Genomic DNA, 13,096 nt, shown 5'->3' with positions numbered 1-13,096 from the left:
CATGCACACCGCACTCGTCATTGCAAAGCTCATCGCAGTCGGACTAGGGCTGTCGATAACGTATCAAGCGTATCGTGGATACAGGGTCTACGGTAGCGAACCAATGCTGTACGTCGCTATCGGATTCCTATTCATCAGCGTCGGGTCCGTAATCGAAGGCATTCTCTTCGACGTGGTTGGGTTGTCCATCTTCGTTGCTGGGACCATCCAGACTACACTTGTCGCGGCAGGTATGCTCATTATCCTTTATTCGCTACACGGACAAATGTCCCAGCCAACACAGGGGGGGCGATGAATCGTGACTACTGGATGGGAAGTCACGCTAATTGGAGTCCGTGTCTTTCTCCTCTTCTTGGGTATGGCGACGACAGCGATCAGCTTTCGCGCGTATCGTCAGGAACGGACTCGATACCTACGTGACGCAACGATCGGCTTCGGGTTCATGACGCTCGGTGTCCTCATAGAAGGTTTTCTCTACCAGCTCACAGCATTAACGCTCACGCAGGTGCATGTTGCCGAATCCGCTGCGTTGGCGTGTGGGTTTGCCGTCCTCCTCTGGTCTTTCATTCGGTGAGTTCTGAAACGCCGTCACAGTATTCAGGATCCCGATTCCCATCGGAATGAATTCGGAGGGAGATTAATATCGCTCCCGAGCACATATTCAGATACTATGACTGACACACTCCCGTTCGATGCCGTCCGCGAACTTGACGTCGACGGGACGACGTACAAGATGGCTGACCTTCGAGCACTCGAAGAACATGGACTCTGTGAACTCGACACGCTCCCGGTGAGTATCCGTATCCTCCTCGAATCGGTGCTCCGAAACGTCGACGGCGAAACCATCACCGCGTCAGACGTCAGAAATGCTGCTGGCTGGGAGCCGGACGTTCCGGACGCAGAGGTGCCGTTCTCTCCGTCACGGGTGGTCCTACAGGACCTTACCGGCGTGCCCGCAGTGGTCGACCTAGCAGCCCTCCGCTCCGAAGTCGATCGCAAAGACCGCGACCCCACTCTGGTCCAACCGGAGATCCCTATTGATCTCGTGATCGACCACAGCGTCCAAGTCGACTACTTCGACTCCGAGGACGCCTACGAGAAGAACGTCGAACTGGAGTACGAGCGCAACGCCGAGCGGTATCGCGCGATCAAGTGGGCGCAAAACGCCTTCGAGGACTTCAACGTCGTCCCGCCGGGAACCGGGATCGTTCATCAGGTAAATCTCGAACATCTCGGCCGTGTCGTTCACGCCCGCGAACAAGATGACGAGAACTGGCTTCTGCCGGACACACTCGTCGGCACGGACAGCCACACCCCGATGATCGGCGGTATCGGTGTCGTCGGCTGGGGCGTCGGGGGTATCGAAGCGGAAGCAGCGATGCTCGGCCAACCGATTACGATGAAACTCCCCGAGGTGGTCGGCGTTCGTCTCGAAGGCGAGTTACCCGAAGGCGCGACGGCAACGGATCTCGTGCTTCACATCACCGAACAACTCCGCGAGGTCGGCGTCGTCGACCGGTTCGTCGAATTCTTCGGGCCCGGTGTACAGAACCTTACTGTCCCGGACCGGGCAACGATCGCTAATATGGCACCCGAACAGGGGTCGACGATCAGTATGTTCCCGGTCGACGATCAGACGCTCGAGTATCTCGAACTCACCGGGCGCGACCCTGAACACATCGACCTCGTCCGCGAGTACCTCGAATCCCAAGGCCTGTTCGGGAAACAGGAACCGGAGTACACCGAGGTCGTCGAGTTCGATCTCTCAACTGTCGAACCGAGTCTGGCCGGACACAAGCGACCACAGGACCGAATCCCGATGGGGGACGTAAAACAGAGCTTCCGAGGACTTCTCCACGGGGAGTTCAAGCACGACCTCAACGATGTCGATGAAGAGGCCTTGCAGCGGTGGCTCGGTGAGGGGGGTGTAGCCGACGCAGAGACTGATGGCGGCGCTCAAGTCGAGGCCGAGTCCGAACTGCACCCGTTAACCAAACGCGTTGAGGTCGACCTCGACGGTGAAACGGTCGAAATCGGTCACGATGATGTCCTGGTTAGTGCCATCACGAGCTGTACGAACACCTCAAACCCGTCGGTGATGATCGCCGCTGGTCTGCTCGCCCAGAACGCCGTCGAAAAAGGCCTGGACGTCCCGCCGTACGTCAAGACGAGCCTCGCACCGGGCAGCCGCGTCGTCACGCAGTATCTCGAAGAATCAGGGCTGCTTCCGTATCTCGAAGAGCTCGGGTATGCCGTCGTTGGCTACGGTTGTACCACCTGTATCGGTAACGCCGGACCACTTCCGGACTCCATCGAGCAGGCGATCGACGACCACGACCTCTGGACGACGAGTGTCCTCTCGGGGAACCGCAATTTCGAGGCGCGTATTCACCCGAAAGTCCGAGCGAACTACCTCGCGAGCCCACCGCTTGTGGTCGCCTACGGGCTCGCAGGGCGGATGGACATCGACCTCGAGAACGAGCCGCTGGGCACTGACGCTGAGGGTGACCCAGTCTATCTGGCGGACATCTGGCCGGACGCAGCCGACGTGCAGGCAGCAATCCACGAGAACGTCTCCCCGGAGATGTTCGAGGAGAAGTATGCCTCCGTGTACGAGGGTGACGAGCGGTGGGCTGCTCTCGACGCGCCAAGTGGTGACGTCTACGAGTGGGACGACGACTCGACGTACATCCGAGAGCCGCCGTTCTTCCAAGACTTTCCCCTCAAGAAACCCGGCGTCGCCGATATCGAGGACGCACGCTGCCTGCTGACGCTCGGCGATACCGTTACGACCGACCACATCAGCCCTGCTGGCCCATTCGGATCTGACCTCCCTGCCGGCCAGTGGCTGCTCAATCACGGCGTCGAGCCCCACGAGTTCAACACGTACGGCGCGCGCCGGGGCAACCACGAGGTGATGATGCGAGGGACGTTCGCCAACGTCCGCATCGAGAATGAGATGCTCGACAATATCGAGGGTGGCTATACGATCCACCACCCAACCGACGAGCAGACGACCGTGTTCGAAGCCAGCCAGCGCTACCGCGAGGAGGGCACCCCACTCATCGTGATGGCGGGCGAGGAGCTCGGAACCGGGTCGAGTCGTGACTGGGCAGCGAAAGGAACGGACCTACTCGGTGTCCGCGCAACCATCGGCGAGAGTTACGAGCGCATCTACCGCGACAACCTCGTCGGGATGGGTGTTCTCCCCTTACAGTTCGATGACGGCGACTCATGGGAATCTCTCGGACTGGACGGGTCGGAGGTCTTCACAATTCACGGTCTCGATGACGGTCTCGACGTGGTAGATGAATTGACAGTTATCGCCGAGCGCGAGGACGGTTCGACTGTCGAGTTCCCGGTCACGGCACAGGTCGGTACGCCGGCCGCCGTGACCTATATCGAACACGGCGGCATCCTCCACTACGTCCTTAGACAGCTACTCACGTAGTAACTCTGCATCTTCGTCTATTCTGTATAATTGGACTTCTGAATACTGCGTTCCGGCTCCGTTCTCGGACGTGTAGATTTGTGGAGAATATTAAATCCGAATAGGTCGTACCGTAGCGTATGATACGGATACTTATCGGCGTCCTCGGAGCTGTTACTACATTGTTCCCGGACAAGATAGTTGCGCTCTTTGAGAAACATGCGATCACTAATCCCAGTGAAGGCACCCTAAGGAAATGGGTAAACCCAGCTATACGATCAGAAGGAATTCTGATAGTCGTGATCTCCCTACTTGGTAGCCGATTGTATGCGTGGATGATGAATCTCACCGGGGCGTTCGGTGCAGCTGTCCTCATGTTTCCCGACCTGTATCGCAAGTTTGCTTCCACGGTCCTCTATGAGCGCCCAGATGCTATCGAATGGAACGAGCAATTCACGACAGGTGTACGAGTTATCGGCGCAGTATACGTTTTTCTGGGGGCAAAAACTTACAGAGACCGCCACAAGGAGACGTAGGATCATCCCCGACCACATCAGTCTCGCGAATGTTCGGTAGATGCCAGCCTGTTCAGAGGGCGTGTCAACTCACAGTAGCCCCCACGTTGAAGCATCCTCGGTTCAATTGCTCGGTAATGGACGATAAATCCCAAAGGGAGGCCGACGAAGCAGACCACGGCCCACACAGTCAGCATGATGGGCACGACGGACACGACGGACACGACGACCACGGTGGGATGCACGAAGGCCACGAGCAAATGTTCCGGCGGCGCTTCTTCGTCTCGACGCTCCTGTCGATTCCGGTCCTCCTGTACAGCGAAATGCTGCAGGAGTGGCTCGGGTTCTCCGTTCCCGCGTTCCCGGGTAGCGAGTGGATTAACCCCGCCTTCGCGGTCATCGTCTTCGCGTACGGTGGGGTGCCGTTCCTCCAGATGGCGGTCCCGGAGCTGAAAGACCGGTCGCCGGGAATGATGACGCTCATCTCGATGGCGATCACGGTCGCATTTGTCTACAGCCTCGCGAGCGTGGTCTTCCCGACACAGTCGGCGTTCTTCTGGGAGCTCGTGACGCTGATCGACATCATGCTGCTGGGCCACTGGATCGAAATGCGGTCCGTACGACGTGCCTCGAGCGCGGTCGACGAGCTGGCGAAGCTGATGCCCGATACCGCCGAGCGGATCAGCGACGACGGTGACACCGAGGAAGTCCCGGTGAGTGAACTCTCCGAGGGCGACCTCGTACTCGTTCGACCGGGCGCGAGTGTTCCTGCTGACGGCATCGTTGAAGAGGGTGATTCGGACGTCGAGGAGTCGATGATCACGGGCGAGTCGAAACCAGTTTCTAAGAAACCCGGGGATGAGGTCATCGGCGGGACGATCAACGGCGACGGCAGTCTCCGCATACGTGTCGGTGCAACGGGCGAGGAGACGACACTCGCAGGTATCATGCGACTCGTCGAGGAAGCCCAACAGAGCAAGTCCAAAACGCAGGTGCTGGCTGACAGAGCGGCTGGCTGGCTGTTCTACGTTGCCCTCGGGGCAGCAGTCGTGACAGCAATCGCGTGGACCATCGCGGTCTCGTTCAACGCGACTGTCATCGAGCGTGTCGTCACGGTACTCGTCATCGCCTGCCCGCACGCGCTCGGGCTTGCCATCCCGCTGGTTGTCGCCATCAATACGTCACTCGCGGCTCGCAACGGAATGCTCGTCCGCGACCGGATTGCGATGGAAGAGGCACGAAATCTGGACGCCATCATTTTCGACAAGACGGGGACGCTCACCGAAGGCGAACACGGCGTCGTCGATATGGCGACCGTCGACGGCGTCGACGAGGACGACGCACTCACGCTGGCGGCGGGTGTCGAGAGCGACTCCGAACACATGATCGCTCGAGCTATCCGCGAGGCCGCCAACGATCAGGACCTCACCGCGCCTGACGCGACCGACTTCGAGGCGATCAAAGGCCGGGGCGTCCGCGCGAACGTCGACGGAAATGAGGTGTACGTCGGCGGGCCGAACCTGTTGACCCAGCTCGATAGCAAGATCCCCGCCCATCTCCAGCGTTTCGCTGACGAGGCGGGACAGAACGCTCAAACGGTGGTGTATCTCGTTCGTGACAGTGAGTTGATCGCCGCGTTCGCGATGGCCGACGTAATCCGTGAAGAGAGTTTCCGCGTCGTTGACGCCCTCCACGATCTGGGCATCGAGGTGGCGATGCTGACTGGGGACTCCCAAGACGTCGCCAACGCTGTCGCCGACGAACTGGGCATCGACACGGTGTTCGCGGAGGTCCTCCCCGAAGACAAGGACGAGAAAGTCCAGGAACTTCAGAACCAAGGGAAGCTCGTGGGGATGGTCGGCGACGGTGTGAACGATGCGCCGGCGCTGACGCGAGCCGACGTCGGTATCGCGATCGGGAGCGGTACCGACGTCGCCGTCCAGTCGGCGGATGTCATCCTCGTTCAGAACAACCCGATGGACGTGGTGCGACTCGTAAAGCTCAGCAAGGCGAGCTACCGGAAGATGCAGGAGAACATCGTCTGGGCGGCGGGGTACAACGTCTTCGCGATTCCGCTTGCAGCAGGCGTGTTGGCACCGATCGGGATTCTGCTGTCACCCGCTGTGGGTGCACTCCTGATGTCGCTGAGTACGGTTATCGTCGCCATCAACGCGCAACTGCTCCGCCGGGTGGATCTATCCATCCCCGAGCTTCCAGGAGTGACACCATCCACTAGCGCCCAAACTGCAGACTGAAACTCTGCCTGATCGCTTTAGGAGGGGTTTTTCGATTGCATACGGTTGGTATTCGGAATCAGAAAATCGGTGCAGTTTGGATAGATGGCACTCTGTAAACCGATTTAACGGGCTATAGATGCCAGTTTCCCACTCACGCCGCGCCTCTTCTTGAGAAGCTGGTTGTCCTCACACGAGTTATCTCAGCATAGTTGATTCCAGAATCTCCCGACCAGTTTCTCACCCTCAACGTCGAGCAGGGTGATTGAGTCACCATCAATGAAGGTGTTAGCTATGAGTGAACGAAGCGTAGCTGCGAGACTTACAGAGTACTTGTTTGTGCTGACCGATTCAACAGCAGCGGTTCCTGCGCAAAGAGGATGGGATCGCGCCGCTTGTGTGACTGGCTGATGGGATAGCTCACATGACTTCTCAGGAGCACCGATTGACCGACGCCTACCTTGTCGGGTTGACACTCACAGAGGCACTCAAAGCCGATCAGTCCCTCTGCACGGCTCTTCGAACTCTGGAGGGGCCGTTCGATTCGCTCAATGACGGCTACCCAGAGTGGCATCCAGCACCGCACTCGTTCGAGGGGATGGTACGCTTGTTACTCTACCGCGAACTCACTGGCGAAAGCTACCGTTCGCTCGCCCAGTATCCCGAACTCGCAGTTGTCTTCGACTTGGAGAAAATCCCCGACGAATCGGTGCTCTCGCGGACCTGGCGTAACCGGTTCGACGAGGCGACCCGGGAGTTCGTCACCACAGCCGCCCACTACGTCATCAAGGAAGTCCACGATCGCGACATCTCAGCGCCGGAGGTGCGGCCTAAGGCAGAGATCGTCGACGATGAGCAAGAAGCCGCAGACCCAGTAGAAGACAATTCCTTCTCACAGGAGGAGATCATCCAGACAACGCGGCTCGCGCGTGATCACGCCTTCGGTCACTTCGACTCTGGTCGGGCGTCGAACGCCTCGTACGAGGACACACAATTCTTTGAGCTACAGACGTTCATGGGGATGGTCCACTGTGGAACTGCGCAGGGAGCGACTCGCTTCCAATATCGCCATGGCGAAGAGTACAGCCCCCATGGTGATACCCACCTCCGCGCCGTCAAGCAGTTCGATCCCGAAGAACTCGTGAACGGATTCAACGAGACAACGGATCGCTTGCTCTCCGTGATCGCCTCAGAAGCATCCTTTCGAAGGCCGGTCACCGCGGCAATCGATATCACGACTATTCCCTATTACGGAGAGGTCGAAGGAATGCCGATGGTCAGCGGGACCAAGGACAGAGACGGTCGAGCATTCAAATTCGCAACCCTCTCGATCATCGGGCAGAACATCCCGCTCGTTCTGGCGGTTGAGCCGGTCCGTGAGAGTTCCGAGTGGGATGAGAACCCGTCGAATCAGATCCATCGTACTGTGCGACGGCTCGTTCGACGAGCGAAAGAACAAGTTCCGATCGAGACGGTGCTGTGTGATCGAGAGTTTGACTCGATACAAGTGTTCCAGACACTCTCAAACCTCGATGTGAACTACCTCATTCCGAAGCGAGTCTCAAGCTCCGAACGGGATGTGCTCGAACAAATGGAGGGAGACGACCAAGAGGTGGCTGTTGAGTCGGCTTCTATCCATGTAGAATCTGGATCGCATCCAATGCGGCTCCTGTACGTGCCGTCGACGAGTGGGGAGGGAACGGCCGTCTTCGCGACGAATCTACGAGTCGGTCCTGAGGAAGCCGAGACATTCTGTCAGCGCTACAGCCGCCGGTGGCAGATCGAGAGTGAGTACAAATCGATCAAAGGTGATTTTCTCGCGAAGACCTCCTCGAAAGACTACCGCATTCGTTTGTTCTACTTCGTTTTCGCGGTCCTCTTGTACAATATCTGGCGGCTCACCGACTTCCTGCTGAAAGCGAGTGTGGGAGGTGAGATGGACTACGCACCTGTGATTACTGCGGGTGAGTGTGTTGAGCTCGTTGCCTCGTCGTTGATTCCACACGACTAACCGGCTGATCCCCCTGAGTCCGCCGTTTGGGAGTGACAACCCTAATCAGGAGCGGCAGAATCTACGCAATTTCGCACGTCCGCCCAGTAGATGCGATCGGTAAGGATCCAAATCAGGACTGGTCGGTGAGAAGAACCACGAAGTGATGTTAATTCGATCTGAAACTGGGCTATCCTCCGAAACTGTGACTTCCCATAACCTCGGAGGATATATTTGATGTGTGCCTTCTATTCAACAGATGTTGTGCTGTTCAAAATCCGGAGTAAGAGTCAGTACTGGTTCTCAACTCATTTATTAACGATTTTAATAGATATTCATTTGTCAATAATGAATACATCAATCTACTACCTGTGAAACCCACTCTTAGGCTGTAAAATCTAGTTATGGGCAATTACGGCGATACTCTCAAATTGGTCCAGAATAGTGAATTATATAACAAGATGAGTCCGGAACCCACGTCTCCCGACTACGGAGCCGACGCGTTCCTCGCGCGGCTGGCGATAGAAGGTCCAGCACCGATCCTCGCCGCAGAGGCCGCCACCGGAACCGTCGTGGCGGTAAACGAGGCTGCGACCGAGCTGTTCGGTCGCAACCGCTCTTCGCTTATCGGGATGCACCAGACCGAACTTCACCCTCCAGAGACTGAGACGCGCCATCAAGAAGGGTTTCAGGCAGTCCAAGACGGGCGGGAGAAACACGTCCGCGCCGACGCGGAGGAGCCGGTAACGATTCTGCGCGCCGACGGGTCGACGGTGCCCGTCGACGTGAGGTCAACGACGTTTACACACGCGGGCACCGAGTACGTCCTCGGAATCTTCCAAGACGCCAGCGAACGCATGGAGAACTTGGCTCGGCTCGAACAGCAGGCGGCCGCGATGGACCTGACGACCTCCGGTATTGCGTTATTAAACGGTGACGGTGAGTACACGTACCTCAACGACGCCCACGTCACGATGTTCGGGTACGACGACGCCGAGGAGCTGCTCGGCGGGACCTGGCGGCAGATATACGCGGACGACGTCATCGAGCGAATCGAAACCGAGGTTCTCCCGGTCGTCGAGGAGACGGGGTCGTGGGACGGAGAGTTGGTCGGCGTCAAACGGGACGGCACGCCGATTACACAGCGCGTGTCGCTCGCACAGCTTCCCGACGGGGGAATCACCTGCGTTAATCTCGATCTCACCGAACAAGAACGCCGACTCCGTCGCCTTGAGGAGACACGTTCGCTTGCCGAAGAGCTGATGACTGCAGACGATTACGAGGACGTGATCGATACTGCGATCGAGGGAGTGACGGAGATTATTGATCGGCCGTTCTCTGGGTATTGGGCACACGAACCTGCTGGGACGGATACAGCGAATCCGACTGGAACTGCGGAAACCGCGACTGACGTGCTCGTTCCGGTGTCTGTCTCCAGTAGCGGAGCGTCGATTGTCGAGGAGGTACCGCCATTTCGCCCCGGTGAATCGCTTGCGTGGGAGGCGTTCGATGCTGGGACGCCGGCATACTATCCGAATGTCGCCGCTGAGGTGGGCGTTCACAACCAGGACACGCCAATCGGTACCGAATTTATTGTCCCTATCGACGACGATGGCGTGTTTCTCGTCGGATCGCCGGAAACGGACAATCTCAGTGAGGACGAACGCGAGCTCATTTTGATCGTCACACAGTACCTCCAGACGGCAATCGAACTCGTCGCGCAGCGACGTCAACTACGTACTGCGCGCGACCGCATAGCGTCAGAACGCAATCAGCTCGAACGTGTCATGAATACAGTCCCGCAGCTGATATTCGCGAAGAACACCGACGGCGAATTCTTGCTCGCGAACGAAGCGGTCGCTGACGCGTACGGTACCACCGTCTCGGATCTGATCGGTTCGACTGATGCCGACTACACGGCCGAGCCCGACGAGGTGGACGCATTCACCGACGACGATAGACGGGTGATTGAGACCGGCGAGCCGCTCCATCGCACCGAGGAGACGCTGACCGACGCCGCGGGCAACGAACGGGTCTTAGAAACGTGGAAAATACCATTCAAGCCGGCCGACAGCGATGAGGACGCGGTACTCGGCGTCGCCAACGACATCACCGATCTCACCGATGCGCGTGACGAACTCGACCGGCAGCGCCGGTTGACGAACCTCTACGCCGTGAGCAACCGCGTATTCAAATCAGCGGATCCGGAAGACGCGTTCGACGCGTGCGTCGAGGCGGTCGCCGACGTGGTGACGGCCGACGAGATCGCGATATACGATCGCAATACGTCAGAGGGGGAGCTGGTTCGGCTCGCGACCGCGGGAGACAACGCCGACTCACGTAGCCGACGGCGAATTCACCCGGGCGAGACGGACCTCTGGCGAGCGTTCACCGAGTCAGACACGTGCTGGCTCCCGGCCGACGCCGTTATCGAGGTGGACGGCGCGGCCGAGAAGCGGGCACTCGTCACGCAGCTCGGTGAGACGAGCCTGTTGAGCGTAGTCGTCGACGAACGGGACGAGACGTTGGAATCGTTTATTGGGGCGGTGAGCCAGCAGGTCTCGGCAGCACTCACACAACTCCGCCAGGAAACGTCGATAGCGGGGCTCTCGAATGATGTCGCCAGGACCCAGCGGCAAGCGGACCGCTACCAGAACCTGTGGGAGGGAGTGGTCGACGCTATTAAAGCGATCGTGACTGCGGAGACGTCGGCGGCAGTGCGTGAGGCGGTTGTCGACTTCGGCGATCGTGTGGCGGAGTACGCGTTCGTCGGGACGTACGATCCGGTCACAGAGCGAATTTCCCCGGTCGAAGTGTCCGAGGCTGGTGGACCGTCGAAGCTGTACGAAAACGACGGGCAGGCGTTCCCCGCGATCACCGCTGCCTCACAAAACGAACCACAGCGTGTCGTCGATGGACAAGAGACTGGGGGAAGTCACGGCGAGTGGCTTAACCGACTGCTCCATTTCGGCTACCGGGAATCGCTCGCGGTTCCAGTGAGCCATTACGGGACCGTCCACGCCGTCGCTGAGTTCATCAGTACAGATGCCGAGCGCTTCGCCGAACCAGAACGCCAAGCAGTTGGTGCGGTTGCGGACGCCGCCGGAATGCGCCTGTCAACGCTTGAGTCCGCGAGCGCGTCGAACGCACCGATCGCCTTCGACCTCGAATGTCAGGATCCGTCGCCGCTCTTTCCGGGCCTCTCGACGTCCGGTACAATCGTCGTCGAACACGTCGCGCTAACGGACAGAGAAAACTTTCACCTTACCGGTCGCGTCGACGGCTACACCGAGACCGCATTTCGTGACTACGTCGCGGCGACGCCGGGCATCGAACTAGACAGCATCGACTCGATCGACAGCAGCGTCCACGAGATTGCTGTGCGGATGAGAGATACACCAGACCGGTCGCTAGCCTCGGTTCGCGACGTACTCATGCGGACAGACACACAACTGAGCAGTGTCCGTTCCCGCCCGAATGCTGACGTGTTGGAGTTCTGGACCACGGACCCGGGAGTAATCGGTCGGGTCCGCGAGGAGTTGTCTACCGTCTCAGATTCGTGTCAGCTCGTCTCGAAGCGCCATCTGTCCGGGTCAACCGGTAGACGCGACGAGTCGGCCGGGAATACAGAGTTGACGAGCCGACAGCAGGAGATCGCCGAAACAGCGCTCCAAGAAGGATACTATGATGATCCGCGGGGTATCAACGGTGCCGATCTCGCCGACCGGTTCGACGTGTCTTCGTCGACGCTCCACCAGCATCTGCGCGCCGCGGAGTCGAAGATCATCCGCGGCTTCTTCGAGTGACAAACGGTTGTGAACTACTACTGAGACACGGACATATTTGGTATCTATTCTGTCTGCCACATATCTTCGGGCGTAGAAATAGTATTGACACTGAAAGATTAGCAAGTATGACCTCGGGACGGAATAACGCGCTGCGGCTCTCGATGAAGGGCCCTCTATACCCGATACCGCCGCGGGCGGGTGAGACTGAGTGAGCATCCAGCCGTCTGAGTTGACTATGATGGTGTACGAGTATCTGAACCGGCCCACTGAACCCACCCCGACTGCGACGAGTGAAGACCGTTCGTCATGGGTCGACTCTTCCGTCTACGTCGACGACTACGGGAACAAGCTAGTTGACCGGCTTCTCGCAGCCGAAAGGCATCCCGGTGAGGCCTTCGAAGCCGTTTTACACCCGTCTCCAGAAACGATCGCACCGGCTTTCATCACCGATGTTGCGGTCCACTACGACGACATCGTTGGATTTGCTGCGCCGAGCTCCCAATTATATGATGACCTCTTTTACGCCATGTACGCGGCGATGACCGAGAAGGGCGCGGTGTTGACGACGAAGTACCCACGCCATGAGGTTCGCTCGCGGCTCTCGACGATGGACCCTCTCGTCATCGATTCTACCCCTGGTGCCGAGACCGACGGCGGTGTTGACGTCGCGACTACCGACTCCGGACCGGTCCGATGCGGTGACCTCACTTCACTTGGGGTCGCCGCCGAACGCGCGACGACGCAGCTCGCGATGGGTGATCGAACGGGAACATTCGCGATCGCGACGTTGACCCAACTGCTGGCGCATCATGACTCAACTGCACTCGATAGGTTCCTCCACGAACTGGTCGGCCAGTGGCGAAATCAGGGCGTCGGCGGGCTCATCCACCTGCCACCAGCGAGGGACATCGACGGTTCCAGCTGGTTTGGGTCGGCACACTTCGATTACGTTATTGAGATGCGAACCGACGACGGCCAGATTGAGGCGCGAGTGTGTGGGAAGCGAGATGTTGCCCCCACATGGCAGGTGGTTGGCTCGGCGCCGTGCTCGGATAGTGAAGCGTCGGCCCAAGCAGTGGACCGACAGCCTTCCGGAATAGTCGATGAAGACGGCGGCGAGTCTACCCCGGAGTGAATAC

The 13,096-nt window shown here is 58.7% G+C and carries 8 protein-coding genes; all 8 read left to right on the top strand.

The genetic code is table 11. From position 1 onward, the window contains the following. Window position 1 precedes the first annotated feature (1 nt). The 8 genes from ACOZ35_RS00185 (at window position 2) to ACOZ35_RS00150 (ending at window position 13,092) form a co-directional block, all read left to right on the top strand. Entirely contained in the window at window positions 2-295 is a 294-nt protein-coding gene (locus tag ACOZ35_RS00185; RefSeq protein ID WP_049909250.1) for a DUF7521 family protein, read from the top strand. Window positions 296-358: 63 nt separating this feature from the next. Then, window positions 359-574 (top strand): DUF7521 family protein, encoded by a 216-nt coding sequence (locus ACOZ35_RS00180; protein ID WP_424013268.1) that lies wholly within the window; start codon window positions 359-361, stop codon window positions 572-574. 96 nt (window positions 575-670) lie between these two features. After that, window positions 671-3,451, top strand: coding sequence for an aconitate hydratase AcnA (gene acnA / locus ACOZ35_RS00175; protein ID WP_424013267.1), 2,781 nt, complete (start codon window positions 671-673; stop codon window positions 3,449-3,451). A gap of 119 nt (window positions 3,452-3,570) precedes the next feature. Then, a complete protein-coding gene (locus ACOZ35_RS00170) occupies window positions 3,571-3,966 on the top strand; it encodes a hypothetical protein (protein ID WP_080505588.1) in 396 nt (131 codons plus the stop codon). A gap of 218 nt (window positions 3,967-4,184) precedes the next feature. Then, window positions 4,185-6,200 carry a copper-translocating P-type ATPase gene (locus ACOZ35_RS00165; protein ID WP_094529652.1) on the top strand — a complete coding sequence of 672 codons (2,016 nt, stop codon included), beginning with the start codon at window positions 4,185-4,187 and terminating at the stop codon, window positions 6,198-6,200. 403 nt (window positions 6,201-6,603) lie between these two features. Next, window positions 6,604-8,190, top strand: coding sequence for a transposase (locus ACOZ35_RS00160; protein ID WP_424013266.1), 1,587 nt, complete (start codon window positions 6,604-6,606; stop codon window positions 8,188-8,190). Window positions 8,191-8,573: 383 nt separating this feature from the next. Continuing rightward, window positions 8,574-11,975 (top strand): PAS domain-containing protein, encoded by a 3,402-nt coding sequence (locus ACOZ35_RS00155; protein WP_424013265.1) that lies wholly within the window; start codon window positions 8,574-8,576, stop codon window positions 11,973-11,975. Window positions 11,976-12,165: 190 nt separating this feature from the next. Then, window positions 12,166-13,092: a DUF7504 family protein gene (locus ACOZ35_RS00150; protein ID WP_424013264.1), complete on the top strand. Its 927-nt coding sequence runs from the start codon at window positions 12,166-12,168 to the stop codon at window positions 13,090-13,092. Window positions 13,093-13,096 lie beyond the last annotated feature (4 nt).

This window comes from Halorubrum xinjiangense (assembly GCF_049604745.1).
In the GTDB taxonomy this organism is placed as follows: Archaea; Halobacteriota; Halobacteria; order Halobacteriales; family Haloferacaceae; genus Halorubrum; species Halorubrum xinjiangense_A.
This window is presented reverse-complemented; position numbering and strand designations above follow the sequence as displayed.